Origin of the sequence: uncultured Megasphaera sp. (assembly GCF_900539295.1) — a bacterium.
Taxonomy (GTDB): Bacteria; Bacillota; Negativicutes; order Veillonellales; family Megasphaeraceae; genus Megasphaera.
Genome location: NZ_UQBH01000025.1, coordinates 1 through 18,534, shown reverse-complemented (window position 1 = coordinate 18,534; position 18,534 = coordinate 1). Strand labels below are relative to the sequence as shown.

Sequence of the window (18,534 nt, the reverse complement as noted above, 5' to 3'; positions counted from 1 at the left end):
GGGCAAGTCCTTTCGGCCGAATGTTAGGCTTACAGGGCCATGCCTTTGGCGTAGTTTTCGTACAATTCTTTATAGTAGCCGCCCCGTGCCAAGAGTTCACTATGGGTGCCCTGCTCGACGATTTGGCCGTGGTTTACGACGAGGAGCAAGTCGGCGTCGCGAATGGTCGACAGGCGATGGGCAATGACGATGCCCGTCCGGCCTTTTAACAGCTGGCTCATGGCTTTTTGGACTTCTACTTCCGTCCGGGTGTCGACGTTGGCCGTCGCTTCATCGAGGACCAAGATGCCGGGATTGACTAAGAAGGCGCGGGCAATGGTCAGTAATTGACGCTGACCCTGGGACAGGTCGTCGGCACCGTTTTTTAACACCGTGTCGTAGCCGAGGGGCAGGGTACGGATGAAATGGTCGGCCATGGCCAGTTTGGCGACCTTTATGATTTCTTCGCGCGTGGCGTCCGGCTTGCCGTAGGCGATGTTTTCAGCAATGGTGCCCGTGAAAATCCACGTATCCTGCAGGACCATGCCGATTTGCCGGTGAAGGGTTTCACGGCGAAGGTCACGGATATCGGTGCCGTGAATGGTAATGGTGCCGCCGGATATCTCATAAAAGCGCATGAGGAGGTTGATGATCGTCGTTTTGCCGGCCCCTGTAGGGCCGACGATGGCGACGACGTGGCCCTTGGGGATGGCAAAACTCACATCTTCCATGAGGGGTTTGTCATCACTATAGCCGAAGGTGACGTGTTTGAATTCAATGGCGTTGTCCTTTGAGCCCGTCGCCGGTTGTTGCCGTGCTTCATCGCAAGACGGTTCTTGCTGAACTGTATTTTCAGCGGACAAGGTTTCCAAGGTGCCCGAATCGTCTTCCGTCGGATAGTCTAAAATCTCGTAGATGCGGCCTAAGGCGGCGTGGGTTTCTTGAAAGCGGGTCAATACGTAAGAGCTGCGGGAAATGGGGTCCGATACTTGGGTTACGTAGAGGAAGAAGGCCTGAATGTCACCGAGGGTAATCTGACCGCGGAGGACGAGGAGGCCGCCCTGGATGGCGACGAGGACGTAGCCGATCTGGTTGATGAAATTGACCAGGGGCATGATGAGCTGACCCATAAAGCCCGACTGCCGCTCGCGGGTAAAGAGGCGGGTGTTCAAGTCGTTCAGATGGTCCGTCGTGACGGTCTCCAGGCCGAAGGCTTGAACGATCTGTTTGCCGGAAATCAATTCCTCGATGCCGCCGTTGACGGCACCTAAGGCTTCCTGTTTGCGAAGGTAAATGGTGCGGGCCTTTTTGGCCGTAATGGTCAAGCCTAAAATACCGACGACGATGACGCTGAGGATGATGGCCGATAGTCGCGGACTGATCCAGATCATCATGGCTACGGCGCCGACGATGCCGATGAAGGACGAAATGAGGCCGGGAATGCCTTCGCGCAGGGTTTCGCCGACGGCATCCAGATCGCTGGTCAGACGGCTCAGCATATCGCCGCGGTTGTGCTGGTTGAAATAGGTCATGGGCAGGTGGTGGAGCTGGTGGCTTACGCGGCTGCGCAGGGCCAGTACCATGTGCTGGGACGCGCCGGCGATGATGAATTCGCTGACGTAGGTAAATACGGCGTGGCAGCTGTAAAAGGCGACGAGGAGCAGGACCGTGTTGGTCGTGCCGTCTAAAATGGCCGTGATTTCCTGTTGCTGCTCGATGCCGTGAACGATGGCATCGACGATGTTGCCCAAGAGGCGGGGCGCGATGATTTCAAAGCAGGCGGCCCACATCAGGGCTGCCGTGAGGACGACGAGACGCCACCACTGATCGCGGGAGTCACAGAGAAAGCGTTTGACGAGGTTCATAAGGCCACCTCCTGTGACGTCACGATCTGCTGATAAATGGGGCAGTGGGCCAATAATTCATCGTGCGTGCCGACGCCGATGGCTTGGCCCTGATTGATGACCAGAATTTTATCGGCCTTTTGGGCGGCACTGACTTTCTGCTCGATGGAGATGAAGGCCCGGCCTTTGCCTTGACGGCCTGTATCTGATGAGGCTGCCGTTTTTTCGGTGCCCTCCTTGATTTCCCGGGCTACGGCTTTTCTTACTTGCTGCTCGGTAATGCCGTCTAAGGCGGAAAAACTGTCGTCGAAGATTAATAGGCGGGGCTTCCGAACTAAGGCCCGTGCCATGGCCAGGCGCTGGCGCTGGCCGCCGGAGAGGTTGGTTCCGCCTTGGGAGAGCTCATGATCGTAGCCGTCGTCAAAACGGCTGATGAACTCATGGGCGCCGGCCAGTTTGGCAGCTTCTTCGAGCTCTTCAAAAGAGGCGGGAGCCGCCGCATCTTGGGGCTTGCCGAAGGCTAAGTTCATGGCAATGGAGCCCGTGAAGAGGTACGCTTTTTGCGGCACGTAGCCGATTTGAGCGCGAACGGATTCCATGGGCTGCTTGAAAATAGACTTCCCGTCAAAGAGGATGTCGCCGGACTCGATGGGATAAAGGCCTAACATGAGCTTGGCCAGGGTACTTTTCCCAGAGCCTATATCGCCCATGACGGCCAAGGTTTCCCCGGCTTCGAGGGTAAAGGAAATGTCTTTTAACGCCGCTTCTTCGGCGTCATCGTAACGGAAGGTGACGTGACGAAACTCTAAGAGCGGCGCGTGACGCTGCAAGTCGCTGCGGGCAGCATCTCGACGGGCCTGCGTATTTTGGCGGCCTTGGCCGAAGGCCGCGGACACCGTATTTTGACGGGTGACGGTAGTTTCGGCATGGCGTAGTAATTCCTGAATACGGCCATAGCAGATGAGGGCCTCGGGCACGTCGAGGAGGACGAAAACGGCCATGATGAGATTCATCAGAATGAGGGTGGCATATTCGATGATGGCCATGATGTCGCCGATCTGCAGTACGCCGGAGTCGATCTGATAGCCGCCTATCCAGAGGATGACGACGGTGCTCATGTTGAAGATGATGAGAATCGTAGGCAGGCCGATGGCATAGGTCCGGGCCAGCTTCGTTTCTTTGGCCGATAAATCGGAAAACATCTGAATTTCAGCGGTTTTCTCATCGTGACTGCGGTTAAAGGCCCGGATGACGGACATGCCGATGATGTGGTCGCGAACCAGATCGGTGAGCTTGTCCAACTGCTGCTGGACGGCCATGACGATGGGCAGGGCCTTTTTTTGAATGGAAATCATGAGGCCGACCATGAGAATCATCAGACTCAAGATGATGAGCCCCATTTCAAAACTTTTATAAAAGGTGAGTCCCAAGCCGACGAGGATCATGAGGGGCATGGGCAGAATCATGTTGATGCCTTCGGCGAGGACGGACTGGATTTTTTCGACGTCTCGCGTGGCCCGCATGAGCAGGGTACCCGTCCCGTATTTAGAAAAATCGGAGAGGGAAAAGTCCTGCAGGGCCAGTACCAGTTGTTGGCGCATGGTAAGGCTGACCCGGGAGGCGATGTGGGAGCTCAAATAGACGGCACCTAACGAGCCGGTTACGGTCACCAGAGACGCTGCCAGCATGGCGATGCTGAGGCGGCTGATGGCGTCGATATCGCCGTGTAGAACGCCTTCGTTGATGATGCTGGCCGTTAAAGTCGGCACCGTAAGGGCACTGATGACGTGAATCAACGAGAGCAGACAGGCGCTTAAAAATGCCCATTTTACAGGCCTTATATAAGTGGAGCTGAACTTCATAAGCATCCTCTCCTTTACATGTATTCTAGGGTTATTGTATCATATTTAGCGGCCCATCATCGACGGCAGGATAAAACTGTGTCATGCTGTTTGAATTGACTATAAAAATACATAATACTGGCCATAAAATGACTAACTTTACGATTATATAAAATAAATGTATACTTATATTGTAAGGTGAAAGCGAATGGTTACTGGATTAGAAAGGAGATTCTTTGATGAACAGGATTTATCGGGTTATTTGGAGTCGGGTAAAGAACTGCTACGTCGTCGTGTCGGAAATGGCTAACAGCCGCACGAAAAGCAATGGCAGTCGCATCGTGAAAAAGACGGCCTTGGCAGTCATGGTTTTAGCCGGATTGAGCCTGTCCGGAATGGGGCTGTCGTCTTATGCAGCGGACAACATCGTCGTAGACAGTGGTGCGGCGACGGGAACGACCAATACCGTAACTGATGATAAAACAGCTCGCGTCGTAGGGAGGGAAAACTCGGTGACCGGCAGTGAAGGTACGAATGTCATGGGCGATACCAATACGGTTGAAGACAGTAATAATGTCAATATTGTCGGCAATGACAATAAGGTAACAAAGAGCTATCCTTACGATGGCGGGACGAGATATGAAGCGAGCCTTGATACACGTATTTTTGGCAATAACAACGAAGTACGGGGCAGTCGGAAGCAAAATGTCATCGGCGATAATAACAAGATAATTGCTCGAGATGTCGGTACCGTTACCGACTATGGTCATCCGGAAGGCCGTGAACCTAATATTTCCGACTTAACCATTGGCCGCGGCAATGTGATTACCGGTAACGATACGTATCGCAATGAATGGGACGCCTTAACGGTTATTGGTAATAATAATAATATCAGAGGTACGGCTGCCGGGATTGTTATTGGTGATAACCGAAACAATACGGAGCTTACAGATTCTATTATTATCGGTTCTTTATCTCCGGATGAAAAGAACTCGGATGACAATAATATTCGGGCACGAAATATGGTTGTCATCGGCTATCATGCCTTTGGCAGCGATGGCAGTATGGCAATCGGGAGCAGAGTTAAGACCTTAGGGCCTGCAAGTGCAGCTGTGGGAATTCGTTCGACCGTTGAGGGAACCACTTATTATGCGACTCTCTATGGTATCGATAACAAAATCAGTACCGAAAGTGACACTGGACTTGGTGCATCGATAGCTCCGGGTGCTTTCGGCATGTTGAATAAGGTTGACTCATCCTTTAATTCCATGGTCTTTGGTACCGGTAACCGTGTGACCAATGCTTTCGGTAATATAAACGAAGGTATTGAAGGCGGTTTTTTGAGCGGCCGTATGGGCGAGCTGCTCTATCATGGCGGTGATGATATTGGGTATAAGGAGCATTTCTCTGAAATCATGGGGGACTATGCTACGCTTAACGGCGGCTCCGTCTTTGCCATGGGGAACGGCAACGTATCGGATTACGCAAGACGTTCCTCTATCTTTGGGACGGGAAACACTTTAAACGGCACCGAAGCTTCAGCCAGTGATTATAATCTGGTTACAGGCTATCAGAATAAAGCCACTAATGTGAATCATGTCTCTGTCATGGGGACCAGCAATAAGCTTAGCGATGCGGCGACGGATGTCGTCATCGGCGATTACCATACCTTATCGGGCGGTAAAAATAACGTCATTCTGGGAACGATGGGGACAACAGATGGCTATGAAGAACAGACCTATACTCCCCAGAGTTACGCTCATACGACAGGAGAGCTGCAGTGGACCGGAGATACGCTGCACTATGTGGTAAAGGTACAGAAACCGTTACGAGAACATACGGAAAATATCAGCAACGCCGTCATGGTCGGCTACAATACGGATGTACAAAAAGATGATGGCGTGGCGATCGGCAGCAACGCTGTATCTTCTGTCGATAAAGGGGCCTTTGGGTATAACCCGATTACGGGCAACGCCTTTGAAAATGAAGCGGCTATCGTGGCCTATACCGGTAAAGAAGACAGATTTGCCGAATTAAATAGCAGTATCCCTGATTTGGAATCGGCTCTTTCGACAGCAAAAGCTGATTATGAAACCAAGGTATCCGATTATTTGGCCAAGAATGCAGACTATGTGCAGGCCGTACATGCTTATAACAACATTGACCATGATTCGGATCGAGGTAAAAAAATTAAAGAGCAAATGGATGCCGCTAAGATTGCCAATGATGACGCCAGAGCGGCCATGGATACTTCCGAAACAGCCATGAACGATGCTAATAAAGCCTACACGGCGGCTGTGTCGGAAAAGACTCAGATTACATCGGCTTGGCAGTCTGGTGCGGCAGCTGTTTCCGTCGGTGACAGTGAAACGGGGTTAACTCGTCAAATTACCAACGTCGCAGCCGGCACCAATGACACCGATGCCGTCAACGTGGCTCAGCTCAAAGCAGCCGTCGACGCAGCCGGCACGGGCTTACAGGAAAGTAACGAAGCCTTAACGTTCAAAGACAATAAATTAGGCCTGTCCATTAAGAACTCGGAAGGGACCGAAATCATTTCGGGCAGCGTCAACTTATCGACCATTGCCGCTGCTGTCGACACGAGAAATACCATTGCCAATGCCGACGGTGACAACACGATTTCTATCGACAGCACGGGAAAGAATACTATTGGCGGAACGAATTATAAGATCAAAGTCAATACCGACGGCAAGGTAGCTTCGGGTAACACGGGCATCGTCACCGGCGGTACGGTATACAATGAAACACGGGTCGCTGAAGATGGCACGTATGTGAAGAAATCAAAATCGGCCGGCGATAACTTGACGGCCTTGGACAGCCAGGTAGCTTCGAATACGACGCAAATCACGACCAATACGGCCAATATTACCAATCTTTCGAATCAGGTAACTGATATTTCCGGCAGCGTGACTAACTTGAACAGCCGCGTCAGCAAGCTCGATACGCGCATCAACCGCGTCGGTGCCGGTGCCGCAGCCTTAGCGGCCCTTCATCCTCAGGACTATGATCCGACGGCGAAGTGGGACTTTGCAGCCGGCTATGGCAATTACAATTCGGCTAACGCCGTTGCCATCGGTGCCTTCTATCGGCCGACGAACGACGTCCTGTTCTCCATCGGAACCAGCCTCGGCGGCGGGGAAAACATGTTCAACGCCGGCGTCAGCTTCAAGTTTGGCCAGGGCAGTCCTTATGCCGGCTACTCGAAAGATGCTTTGGTCGGCGTCATTTCCGAGCAGCAGCAGGAAATCGATACCATGAAGGCGGAAAACGAAGCCAAGGACAGACGCATCGAAGCCCTTGAAAAACAGATGCAGGATATCATGAACCGTTTGAACGGATAAGTAACGGTTACGACAACTCTTAGAACATGACGAAAGAGCCGCTCCCCTGACATAATCTCCTTTATTGACGTAATGATAAAGGAGGCTATGCCGGGCGGGGCGGCTTTTTTGCTTGTATGAAAAAATTAAACGGGAAAGTCGGGATTATCGCGATAGATATGCAGGATGATGTCGACGAATTCTTGTACGTGTTTTCGCGACTCTCCTTTATGGGTATAGAGGGCGCAGGGAATATTTTTTTCCGTATCGAAAGGCGTCCAGGCAAAGGCGCCGCAGTGGTCGTTGAGAAATCCCGGGGCGATGCAGACGCCGGGGGGATGTGGCTGAAATTATAAAGACCTTAGATTGAGAAAGGAGAACCGTATGAGTAAAACTTTAGTCATCTATTATTCCCGCCGCGGTCAGAATTACGTCAATGGCAGTATTGAAAACCTGGTCAAGGGAAATACGGAAATCGCTGCCGAATATATTCAGCAGGCCGTTGGAGCCGATATCTTTGAAGTGAGGACCCGAAAGGCCTATGCCGAAGACTATACGAAGTGCACGGAAGAAGCCAAAGAGGAACTGCGAAACAAGGTGTTCCCGGAACTTACAGAGCAGCTCGAATCGGTTGACGCCTATGACAACATCGTCGTCGCCGGACCCTGCTGGTGGGGGACCTATCCCATGGCCGTCTTTACCCAGCTCAAAGCCCTTGATTTTCAGGGCAAGAAGGTATTTCCCCTCATGACCCATGAAGGGAGCGGCCTTGGCGGAAGTGCGGCAGCCCTTAAAAAATACTGCCCCGGTGCCGTCGTCGGTGAAGGCTTGGCCATTCACGGCGCCGAAACGGTCGCCTCTGAAGGGACGATCAAAGACTGGGCAAAACGCAACTTATAAGAGACATGTGATCATGAAACAGCGACCATCCGAAAAAGTACGGTAATGGCCGCTGTTTTTTGCGTCAAGCACCAAGGAATATACATCGAAAAGTCCTCCGCTTCTTAGGTAGAGGCTGAATAGGGGGTGACCAATTTGCGTAAGCCATTGAAGCCAGACCATGGTAATGACTAGACAAGGTGTATATTTAGTGCTACTGTAGAAAGAAAAAGTTCGATATTATGTGCAAGGAAGCGTGTGGTGAATAATAGTGTACTCAACGTATTTTGGTAAAGGAGATGATTCCATGAATCCTATTGACGTGTTATTAAATCATCGTACTATTCGTGAGTTTAAATCTAGCCCTGTGCCGCCGCAGCAATTGAGCCTATTATTGGATATAGCAAAAAGAACTGCTACCAGCATGGGGATGCAAAGTTTCAGTATTATCCGCATTGCTAATCCGGACCTGAAAGCGGCTATTGCAGAAGTTTGTAACCAGGAATATGTAGCACGGGTACCGGAGCTGTTTATTTTCATCGTCGATGCGTACCGCAACTCCCGTATCGCTCGCGAACGAGGGGTAGAAAGTGTTGTTGAACGCGATAGCGATCGTTTCTTCCAAGGCTGGACGGATGCCGCTATAGCCGCTCAAAATATGGTGGCCGCTGCTGAACTCGGTGGTTTCGGTACGGTTTATTTTGGCAGTATCTTAAATAATGCACCTAAGATGATTGAACTTCTGAAATTGCCGGAATTAACATTCCCGGTAGTGGGGGTCGGCATTGGGATACCGAATCAGGAACCGCAGTTAAAACCGCGTATGCCTCGTGAAGCCAATGTATTTGAGGACTCCTATCGGGTATTTGATTCTTATTTGGAATTGTTGAAAGATTACGATGCGGAAATGGAAGAGTATTACGATATGCGTGATACGAATCGACGTGTAGATTCCTTTACGAAACAGATTGCCGGTAAGAAGGCAATTCCGTTACGGCAAAAATTAATACAACAAGCAGAAGCACAAGGCTTTACATTTTACGATATCAAAGAATAAATACTTTTTGGTCCCGAGCGGTGACCGTCAAGGCGTTTTTTACGGCTGACTATTTGCGATAGCAAGTAGTCAGCCATTTTTGCTGTTTGATGCAAGGGGAACCATATGGCATTTTTTGATGTGGCTATAGTAGGCGCCGCAGCTTTTATGGAAAATATATTGGAACAGACAATGGCGCATGAACCAATCATTGTCGAGGATAGCGTATACAATATGGGTTTTACCGTACGGTAATGGCCGCTGTTTTTTTGTTGTCATCCCTTGGGATATACTGTATAATACGAAATTAACATCGATTGGTGCGTTTGATGATGTTGTTCTTCTGTATATTGGCAAGGGAGTTTTTGTAATGAGCTTTTTTCTGCAGGGCCTGACCTTGGGCTTAGCCTATGTGGCTCCCATTGGCATGCAAAATATGTTTATCATCAATTCGGCACTGAATAATACGCGGCGGCGGGCTTTTTTGACGGCCCTCATCGTCCTCTTTTTCGATATTACCTTATCCCTGGCCTGTTTCTTCGGCATCGGCCGATTGATGGAACTCTTTCCTACGGTAGAAATGTTCATCTTAGGTGCCGGCAGCTTGCTGGTCCTCTATATCGGCGTCGGCCTCATGCGGGCCAAGGCGGAGACGCAAGGCGAGTATCGTCCCATGACGATTCGCAAGACGATTTCTGAAGCGGGCATCGTCACTTGGATCAACCCCCAGGCCATCCTCGACGGGACGATGCTCCTCGGCTCCTTTCAGGTTACCTTGAGCGCATCTCAGCAGACGCCCTTTCTCAGCGGCGTCCTCTTCGCTTCGTGCGTATGGTTTATCTTCTTGAGCGGCCTCGTTTCTTTGTTCCGCAGCCGCTTCAGTCCGCGCATCCTGCGGGCTATCAACATCGTCTGCGGCGGCGTCATCTGTTTTTACGGCTTGAAGCTGCTCTTTGACTTCGTCCAGCGTGTGATCTGACGGCTTTATGTTGATCGAGTCAGGGCCAAGGGAAGGTGTCAGCGGAAGCGGGCCTTCGGTGAGGTTCCATAATATTCTTTAAAAGCTTTGTAGAAATTGCTGTTATTGCTGTAACCCAGCATGGCAGCAATTTTTTCGATGGAGAGATCCGTCGATTGTAAGAGAATGGCCGCCTTTTTCATGCGAATGGACAGGAGAATCTCTGAGAAGGTGCGGCCTTCTTTTTCGGACAAGAGGCGGGAGAGGTAGACCGGATGGTAGCCGAAGCGGGCCGCCGTGCTCTTGAGGGTTGCCGTGTCGGAATGGTATTCGATGTAGGTCATGATTTCTTCTGTGACCGATGGTTTTCGGGCCGGCTTGTTTTGAACTCGGACGGCTTCGGACATGTACAGGGCCATGGAGAGGAAGAGGGCTTTCAAGATGGATTGGCTCTGATCCGTGCGCCGGGCGTATTCCAGCACCATCAAGTCCAGGATGGGCCAGATCGGTGAATCGGCTCCCGGCGTAAAGCGGATGATGCCGTCGGCGTAGCGGTTGACAGCGGGCTCTAAAAAGAAGTGGAGCAGGTCCGTATCGGCGCCGAGGACGGAAAGGTATTCCCGAAGGAAGGTTTCCTTCTTGATGAGGATGCCGACGATGACGATGGTTTCGTCGCCGTCTTTTTTTAGGGCGTAGCCGCTGTAAGGCTGGCCGATATAGCAGTCGCCTTCTTTCATGGAAATCCTATTTTGGCTGGAAGCACTGAGGGCTTCGTAATTTCCGCGGTAGGCGAAGTTTACGAAGAAAAAGTCCTGGCGGTGGAAACGCTCGTCGATATGGCTGCCCGTAAAGGCGCAGAGCATGATTTCATCGGCCGCATCGCCGAGCCACTGGGAGATGAGCTCCGTTTTGCCCGACGACGGGTCGGGGCGAAAGTCCCAGTTGAGAAGGGGAAATTCCGTCCCCAGCACGGTCAGAGCCTGTTCCAACTGTTCTTTTCTGTCGTTCAAGAAAATCACCTGCTGTCAAAAAAATAAAGGGTCTGTCAGTTGCTGCAGCCTCCTTCAGGTTAATATATGCCACTATATAAGTTATCATATGGCGCTGTTTCTGGATGCCAAACAGGGTACACTGATAACAACAGCGGCGGGGTCACGAAATCCCGATCGCAAGGGTATCTATTGACTGAGGAGGTTTTTTTGATGTATAACTTTAACTTTTATATGCCGACGAAGGTTTTGTTCGGCCCCGGTCGGCTTCAGGATTTGCATAATGAACAGCTTCCGGGCAAGAAAGCCCTGATCGTCACGTCGAACGGCTCGTCGGCCAAGCGTTTCGGTTATTTGGCAGCCGTAGAAAAAGAATTGGACTTGGCCGGCATCGGCTATGAAGTCTTCGACCAGGTGCGTCCCAATCCGACGGATTACAACGTCATGGACGGAGCCAAGATGGCCCGGGACACGGGCTGTGACTTCGTCGTCGCCCTCGGCGGCGGCTCGGTCATGGACTGCGCCAAGTGCATCGCCTTGATGATGACCAACGACGGCGATATTTGGGATTACAGCCTTTCTGAAAAAGGAGGCAAGAAACAGCCGGCTAAGGCTGCAGCCCCGACGGTCGCCATTACGACGTCGGCCGGAACAGGTAGTGAAGTCGACATGGCGTCGGTCATCAGTAAAGACGACGTCCAGGAAAAGACGGGCATCTTCTTCCCGTCCATGTTCCCGGTCCTGGCCGTCGTCGACGCCAATCTGATGATGAGTGTGCCGCCGAAGTTTACGGCCTATCAGGGGATGGATGCCTTTTTCCATGCCGCCGAATCGATGATCTGCAAGAACGAACATCCCATGGGGGAAATGTTCGCCTTGAAAGCCATTGAACTCATCGCTAAATACCTGCCCCGGGCCTACCGTGACGGCAGCGACAAGGAAGCGCGGGCCTACATGGCCTTGGCCAACACCTTGGCCGGCTACTACATGCTCTGCACGTCGGAACACACGATGGAACACGTCATGGGTTCCTATCATGAAGACCTCGTTCATGGCGCCGGGCTGATTATGCTTTCCCATGCCTACTACGATTTCTTTGCCGAACGGAAGGCTGCCGAAGAACCGATGATCAAGATGGCTAAAGCCATGGGCGTCGCCAATCCGACGTCGGGGAAGGATTTCATCAAGGCCTTGGATGAACTGATCGCTTCCGTAGACTGCCAGGACCTTCGCATGAGCGATGTGGGCATTACGCGGGAAGAACTGAAGACCTATCCGAAACGGGTCTACGCCGTCCTCGGCGGCGACATTACGGCCAATCCGCTGCCTTTGTCGGAAGCCGATTATCTTGAAATTTACGAAAAAGCGTATAAATAAGGGGGACCTATGAAAGCGATTGAAGACATGACGGAATGCGAAAAACTCGATGCCGGTCTGGCCTATAACTTTTGGGATAAGGGCGTCAACGATCGGAAACTGAAGGCCATCGCCGAAGTCCAGAAGCTCAGTGCCATCGATTCGGGCGATGAAGAGGCCATCGAAGCCTGCCTGCGCCGTCTCTTCGGGTCCTGCGGCAGCCATCCCTGGACGGCGCCGGGCTTTCGCTGTGACAGCGGCAGCAACATCCATGTAGGCGACAACTTTTTGGCCAACTTCAACGTCACCATCTTGGACATCGGCCCGGTCCATATCGGCGACCACGTCATGATCGGCCCGGGGACGCTGATTACGACGGTCAACCATCCCTTGTCGCCGCGGGGACGGCGGCAGCATTTGGGGATTATGAAGCCCGTCACCATCGGAAACGACGTCTGGGTCGGCGGCAATGTGACCATCCTGCCCGGCGTGACCATCGGCAATAACGTCGTCGTAGCAGCCGGTGCCGTCGTCACCAAGGACGTTCCCGATAACTGCGTCGTCGGCGGCGTGCCGGCAAAAGTGATTCAAACGATCGAAAATGATATATAAGCCTTAGCGTAAGCGTCTTCTGTGGCTGTCGTCACGGAAGGCGTTTTTTGGCTGTCCGGAAACGGTTAAGGCGTCGTCATTTCCCGGTGGCGGCGGTGTTCTTCGCCCCAGCGGTAGAGTCCGTCGAGGGGCTCGATTAATTTCTTTCCCTCATCGGAGAGTTCATACGTCACCGACGGCGGGACGGTTCCCTTCGACTTGCGGATGATGAGGCCGTCCGCTTCGAGCTCTTTTAAGTTGCGGGCTAGGACCGTATTGGTCACACCGCCTAAATGGCGCTTCAGCTCGTTGTAGTGGAGAATGCCGTAATGGGTAAGATGCCAGAGAATGGGAATCTTCCACTTGGCGCCGATGAGATTCATGGCGTAGAGAATGGCGCATTGGCCGTCATAAGGGTTTTCGTAGTCCTTCTTTTTTTGAGTCATAAGCCTGTCCTTTCAGGTACCAAAAATGTGCGTACTTGTCATTATATTACTTCATGGTTATAATACATCATACGATGAGAATGGGCAAGCATCTCTTGCCGGTAAGAAGTAAGGGCAGGGGACAAAGGATGCCTGCCTGATTTGGTGCCGGATATGAGGCACTCGATTTTTGAATCATAAGATTTATCATACAGGAGGAAGCCATCATGCATTTTACCAGTGGAATAAACCGGCCGCCCTATGAAGGCGATTCTGCCTTCCTTCAGCTGACGAGCGGCTGTTCTCATAACGGCTGTTATTTTTGCAGTTACTATAAGACCGATCGATTCAAGCGGTCGCCCATGGAAGAAATCGAAGCCGATATCAAGGAAATCCCCAAGTATTTTGGCGCACCGAAGCGGATTTTCCTTCAGTCGGCCGATGCTTTTTCTGCCGATTACGACGTCTTGATGAAGACGGCAGAACTCCTTCACCGCTATGTGCCGTCAGTGGAAACGATTGGCGGCTACGCCCGCATCGATAACTTCGTCGACAAGACGGAAGAACAGCTTCGCAACATGAAAGACGCCGGCTTTGCCGATCCCTATATCGGCGTCGAATCAGGGGACGATCACTTGTTGAAATTCATGCACAAGGGCTACGATCGGGCGACGGCAAGGGAGCAATTGGAAAAATTGGATAGCGCCGGCCTCTCTTATGTCGTCAATTGGATAAACGGCCTGGGCGGCAAGGGCTATGGCCTTACGCATGCCCTTCAGACGGCGTCCCTCTACGACGGCCTCCATCCGTCCATGATCGACATTTCGTCGCTGGTCCTGATCCCCAAGACAGGGCTGTGGAATTTGGCCCGTGCCGGGAAATATGAAGAAGCCGGCGAAGTCGAGCGGCTGCAGGAAATGCAGGAATTCTTGAAAGCCCTGACCAACGACACGATTTTCCAGTCCAGCCATATTTCCGTGCCCTTCCATGTGCGGACGGAGATTCCGGCCCATAAACAGGAGCTCATCGACGGGATTCAAGATATTATTGATAATCAGGGAGAAGCGGCCCTGCGCCGTTTCCGGACGGAGTATGCCTCCCAAGGCTACCGCGCTCCCGGTGAATATTGATAGGAGGAGAAGAAGATGGAATATAACGGAACTGTCTATCGGCCGCCTATTGAGGCCAATACCTTTTTGATTCCCCTGACGGAAGGGTGCAGTCATAACAGCTGTCATTTTTGCAGCATGTACAAGGACGTCCCCTTTCGCATGTGGCCGACGGCCGACGTCGAAGCCTATGTGAAAGGTGCCAAAGAACGTTACGGCTGGCAGATAGAAGACTTGGAACGGGTCTATCTCATCGGCGCCGATCCCTTCGTCCTGTCGGCAAAGAATTTGATCGAGCGCATCGACGTCATCAAAAAATATCTTCCCAAGGTCAAGGTCGTTACCATGTATGCCCGCATCGAAAATATCGCCCATAAGAGCGATGACGATTTGAAGGCCTTGAAGGCAGCCGGCGTCAATGACCTCTACATCGGCATCGAAAGCGGTTTGACGGATATTCTCGAATACCTCAATAAAGGCTATACCATCGAAGAAATCCGGGAGCAGTGTCTGCGCCTCAACGCCGTCGGCATCCGCCACTCTGATTTGTTGATGCTGGGCACTGGCGGCAGCGGTCGGGGACAGGAAAACGCCTTGGCTATGGCCAAACTTGAAAACGAAATCAAGCCGACGCAGATTTTAGTCAACACCATGTCGGCCTTTGCCGGAACCAAACTCGACGACGACATAAAAAAGGGGATCTTCATCCCGGCAGAAGAACGAGAAAATCTTGAAGAAGAAAAGACCTTCCTGGAACACCTGGAACTCCCCGATACCTACTTCTGGGCCCTCCATCCCTTAGATTCCGTCCGCATCGACGGCGTTTTGAAAAAGGATAAACAGAAGATGATTGCCATTTTGGAAGACGCTATAACAAATGCCAGCCACGAACAGATTCAGAGAACGGCAAGACGGGGGACCTTGTAAGGTTTAGGAGGCAGTCTGATTTTTGACAGAAAGTTCATATAGAAGAATGAAAAAATCGGTACGCGACGAATTGTCGGTACCGATTTTTTTATACGAGCGTTTATCCCATTGAGCCGGTCAGGCCTGTAAAAAATAATTTTATAATTGGGACATTACCATTTTATCGGAACGCAGGGCATGATTTTTTGGCGATTTTATTATAGTATACGGCTGAATATTGGTTGCATAAAGCAAAGGGGGTCTATATTATTTCAATAAAGGAAACCTTAGGAGGATAACGTGATGTTTCAGTTGTTGTTATTGATTATTTATCTGGCTTTTATCAGTTTGGGCCTTCCTGACTCCCTGTTAGGAGCTGCGTGGCCGTCCATATATCAGGAATTGGCCGTTCCTGTTTCTTATGCAGGCGGAATTTCTATGATTATCGCAGTAGGCACCATTATTTCAAGCTTACAAAGTGACCGGATCAATAAAAAATGGGGTACGGGAAAGGTGACCGCCTTCAGTGTTCTCATGACCGCGGTCGCTTTATTTGGTTTTTCTATAAGTCATTCTTATTTGGCGTTGTGTTTATGGGCTATTCCTTACGGGCTTGGAGCCGGAAGTGTCGATGCAGCGCTCAATAATTATGTTGCCCTTCATTATACCAGCCGGCATATGAGCTGGCTTCATTGTATGTGGGGTGTCGGCGCATCTCTGGGCCCTTATATCATGGGATATGTCTTGACGAACGGCAGTTCATGGGATATGGGGTATCGTTACATTGCGCTTATGCAATTTGTTTTAACGGCTGTTCTGCTGTTCAGTCTGCCGCTGTGGAAGCATAAAACTTCGGCAGATGTCAAAGATGATCCAGAGAAACGAGAACCTCTTCCGTTGAAAAAAATCATCGGCATTCCAGGTGCAAAAGAGGTCATGGTTACCTTTTTTTGTTACTGTGCTACAGAACAAACGACGGGCTTGTGGGCCAGCAGTTATCTTATGTTGAATCGTGGACTCTCCGAGGATACAGCGGCCAGTTTTGCCAGCTTATTTTTTGTGGGAATTACCATCGGACGAGCGCTGGGAGGATTTTTAACGCTGAAACTAAATGACACGCAGATGATACGATTGGGCCAAGCGCTCATAGCGGTAGGTGCGTTCTCCCTGTTCCTTCCCTTTGGAGAAAGGGGCGCTTTGACCGGACTGATTTTGATTGGTTTAGGTTGTGCCCCCATTTATCCGTCTATTATCCATTCCACGCCGGATCGTTTTGGAGCCGATAAATCCCAGGCGATTATTGGCGTACAAATGGCGTCTGCCTATGTTGGTACCTGTCTGATGCCGCCTGTTTTTGGCGTAATTGCTAATCACATCAATGTGTCACTCTTGCCAATTTACTTATTGTTTATTTTGGTAATCATGGTACTGATGCACGAAAAGCTTTTGAAAGCAACCTCAAAAGGGACAATATAGAGACGTCATTCTAAAATGCGTATCGAGACTGAGTAAAGCTTGAAAAAAAGTGAGCGTAAAGTCCTGAAAGATGATAGAAAAGATGATAGAATAGAAATATATGATATGCAGTATGGACATTACACCGCCGCAGTGAAAATCGGTGTGTATACGATAGACATTGATCGAGGAAAGGAGGGCCGACGATGGGCATGTATTTGAATCCCGGGGCAGGGCTGTTTCGCATGGCTTTGAATTCGGAAATCTATGTCGATAAATCAGATATGATCGCTGTCCTGAACCGTATGGTCAATACAGAACAACGCTTCGTCTGTGTCAGTCGGCCGCGGCGTTTTGGTAAGTCTCTGACGGCTAATATGTTGGCGGCTTATTATGGCGTTTCGGAGGACGGCAGTTCTTTATTTAAGGGCTTACAAATCGGTCGACAACGTGACGGCTTGAAAGAGTGCGGTCGCTATGATGTCATAAAAGTCAATGTACAAGAATTTTTGAGTGTCGGCCTGTCCATGGAGACTATGTTGGAGCGGCTGCAGCTTCGCGTTATCCGGGAAATCTGCCGGGCTTACCCCGATGTTGATTATTTTGACGACACCCATTTGGCCGATACCTTAGGCGACGTCTTTGCCGGTACGAGACGACAGTTTGTCATTATTTTTGACGAATGGGACTGCATTTTCCGGGAACATCCCCACGATGAAGGGGCACAGCGGCTGTATCTCGATTTTTTGCGCAACCTGTTAAAGGATAAAGAGTACGTGGCCTTGGCTTATATGACAGGGATTTTGCCGATTAAGAAGTACGGGACGCATTCGGCCCTCAATATGTTCACGGAATTTTCCATGGAGCATCCCGATCAGATGGCACAGTTCGTCGGCTTTACGGAAGCGGAAACAAGGAATCTCTGCTTGCATTACGGCATGGATTTTGAAGAATGCCGGGCTTGGTACGACGGCTATGCCTTCCCGAATTGTCCCCATGTGTACAGTCCGAAAAGCGTCGTCGACGCTATGATCAAGGGCCGTTTCGGCAGCTATTGGAACAAGACCGAGACCTATGAAGCTCTGCAGGGGTATATTGACTTGAATGAAGACGGCCTTCGCGATGCTGTCGTCAAGATGATGGGTGGCGGCCGTCAAAAAATTAATACCGGGACCTTTCAAAATGATATGACGACCTTTACTTCGGCCGATGACGTCATGACCCTCCTCGTTCATCTCGGCTACCTCGGCTATGATGGCGAGGGGGAAGAGGTGTTCATCCCCAATAATGAAGTCTTGCAGGAATACGTCAATGCCACGAAGCAGGGCGATGACTGGCAATTGGTCAGTCAGGCCGTCAGAGCATCAGATGCGCTTCTCCAAGCTGTCTTTGACGGCAGGGCCGATGACGTGGCCTCCGGCGTGGCGGCAGCTCATGTGGAAACGAGTCAGATTCAGTACAACGATGAAAATGCCCTCAGCTACACGTTGTCTCTTGCCTTTTACAGTGCCAGAAGGTATTACAATATCATTCGTGAAATGCCTGCCGGAAAGGGTTTTGCCGACCTGGTCTTCGTGCCGCGGCCGCAGCATGGGGATAAACCGGCCTTAGTCGTTGAACTGAAATGGAATCATGATGCTGAGACTGCCATCCGCCAAATCAAGGAAAAAGAGTATGCCGGAACGCTTCAGCACTATGGCGGAAAAGTCATCCTCGTTGGCATCAATTACGATAAAAAAACGAAACACCATGAATGCCTCATCGAAGAATGGTAGGCTGACATGAAAAAGAGAGTATCCATCATGGCAGACGGATACTCTCTTTT

The 18,534-nt window shown here is 50.9% G+C and carries 16 protein-coding genes; 12 read left to right on the top strand and 4 right to left on the bottom strand.

Features of this window, described 5'->3' with window-relative positions; all coding sequences use genetic code 11:
- Positions 1-29: 29 nt before the first annotated feature.
- Positions 30-1,844, bottom strand: a complete 1,815-nt coding sequence (locus QZQ46_RS08355; RefSeq protein ID WP_296828804.1) for an ABC transporter ATP-binding protein — start codon at positions 1,842-1,844, stop codon at positions 30-32.
- Complete coding sequence (locus tag QZQ46_RS08350; RefSeq protein WP_296828801.1) at positions 1,841-3,685, bottom strand: ABC transporter ATP-binding protein; 1,845 nt, start codon at positions 3,683-3,685, stop codon at positions 1,841-1,843. The genes QZQ46_RS08355 and QZQ46_RS08350 overlap by 4 nt, the downstream gene beginning before the upstream one ends.
- Before the next feature lie 218 nt (positions 3,686-3,903).
- Between QZQ46_RS08350 and QZQ46_RS08345 the strand changes: the two genes are divergently transcribed.
- The 6 genes from QZQ46_RS08345 to QZQ46_RS08320 all read left to right on the top strand — a co-directional run bounded on the left by QZQ46_RS08345 (position 3,904) and on the right by QZQ46_RS08320 (position 9,899).
- Complete coding sequence (locus QZQ46_RS08345) at positions 3,904-7,026, top strand: ESPR-type extended signal peptide-containing protein (RefSeq protein WP_296828799.1); 3,123 nt, start codon at positions 3,904-3,906, stop codon at positions 7,024-7,026.
- A 116-nt stretch (positions 7,027-7,142) separates the two neighbouring features.
- Complete coding sequence (locus tag QZQ46_RS08340; protein WP_296828797.1) at positions 7,143-7,361, top strand: hypothetical protein; 219 nt, start codon at positions 7,143-7,145, stop codon at positions 7,359-7,361.
- 28 nt (positions 7,362-7,389) lie between these two features.
- A complete protein-coding gene (locus tag QZQ46_RS08335) occupies positions 7,390-7,905 on the top strand; it encodes a flavodoxin (RefSeq protein ID WP_296828795.1) in 516 nt (171 codons plus the stop codon).
- 286 nt (positions 7,906-8,191) lie between these two features.
- The gene (locus tag QZQ46_RS08330; RefSeq protein ID WP_296828793.1) at positions 8,192-8,941 is read left to right on the top strand and encodes an NADPH-dependent oxidoreductase; all 750 of its coding nucleotides are present in this window, start codon (positions 8,192-8,194) and stop codon (positions 8,939-8,941) included.
- A gap of 105 nt (positions 8,942-9,046) precedes the next feature.
- Positions 9,047-9,175 (top strand): hypothetical protein, encoded by a 129-nt coding sequence (locus QZQ46_RS08325; RefSeq protein WP_296828791.1) that lies wholly within the window; start codon positions 9,047-9,049, stop codon positions 9,173-9,175.
- A gap of 115 nt (positions 9,176-9,290) precedes the next feature.
- Entirely contained in the window at positions 9,291-9,899 is a 609-nt protein-coding gene (locus QZQ46_RS08320) for a LysE/ArgO family amino acid transporter (protein ID WP_296828789.1), read from the top strand.
- A gap of 38 nt (positions 9,900-9,937) precedes the next feature.
- On the opposite strand, the gene QZQ46_RS08315 is transcribed toward QZQ46_RS08320, so the two are convergent.
- On the bottom strand, positions 9,938-10,888 hold the full coding sequence (locus tag QZQ46_RS08315) for a helix-turn-helix transcriptional regulator (protein ID WP_296828787.1): 951 nt from the start codon (positions 10,886-10,888) through the stop codon (positions 9,938-9,940).
- A 192-nt stretch (positions 10,889-11,080) separates the two neighbouring features.
- On the opposite strand from QZQ46_RS08315, the gene QZQ46_RS08310 reads away from it, so the two are divergent.
- Positions 11,081-12,244: an iron-containing alcohol dehydrogenase gene (locus QZQ46_RS08310; protein ID WP_296828785.1), complete on the top strand. Its 1,164-nt coding sequence runs from the start codon at positions 11,081-11,083 to the stop codon at positions 12,242-12,244.
- A 9-nt stretch (positions 12,245-12,253) separates the two neighbouring features.
- Positions 12,254-12,835, top strand: a complete 582-nt coding sequence (locus tag QZQ46_RS08305; RefSeq protein WP_296816931.1) for a sugar O-acetyltransferase — start codon at positions 12,254-12,256, stop codon at positions 12,833-12,835.
- A gap of 65 nt (positions 12,836-12,900) precedes the next feature.
- Here the strand turns inward: QZQ46_RS08305 and QZQ46_RS08300 are convergent, their stop codons facing one another.
- The gene (locus QZQ46_RS08300; protein WP_296828783.1) at positions 12,901-13,260 is read right to left on the bottom strand and encodes a helix-turn-helix domain-containing protein; all 360 of its coding nucleotides are present in this window, start codon (positions 13,258-13,260) and stop codon (positions 12,901-12,903) included.
- 206 nt (positions 13,261-13,466) lie between these two features.
- On the opposite strand from QZQ46_RS08300, the gene QZQ46_RS08295 reads away from it, so the two are divergent.
- From QZQ46_RS08295 to QZQ46_RS08280, 4 genes are all read left to right on the top strand, one after another.
- Positions 13,467-14,369 carry a radical SAM protein gene (locus tag QZQ46_RS08295; RefSeq protein WP_296828781.1) on the top strand — a complete coding sequence of 301 codons (903 nt, stop codon included), beginning with the start codon at positions 13,467-13,469 and terminating at the stop codon, positions 14,367-14,369.
- A 15-nt stretch (positions 14,370-14,384) separates the two neighbouring features.
- Positions 14,385-15,275, top strand: coding sequence for a radical SAM protein (locus QZQ46_RS08290; RefSeq protein ID WP_296828778.1), 891 nt, complete (start codon positions 14,385-14,387; stop codon positions 15,273-15,275).
- Between the two features lie 282 nt (positions 15,276-15,557).
- Positions 15,558-16,730, top strand: a complete 1,173-nt coding sequence (locus tag QZQ46_RS08285) for a sugar MFS transporter (RefSeq protein ID WP_296828776.1) — start codon at positions 15,558-15,560, stop codon at positions 16,728-16,730.
- A 185-nt stretch (positions 16,731-16,915) separates the two neighbouring features.
- Positions 16,916-18,484: an AAA family ATPase gene (locus tag QZQ46_RS08280; RefSeq protein ID WP_296828774.1), complete on the top strand. Its 1,569-nt coding sequence runs from the start codon at positions 16,916-16,918 to the stop codon at positions 18,482-18,484.
- The last annotated feature ends 50 nt before the right edge of the window (positions 18,485-18,534 follow it).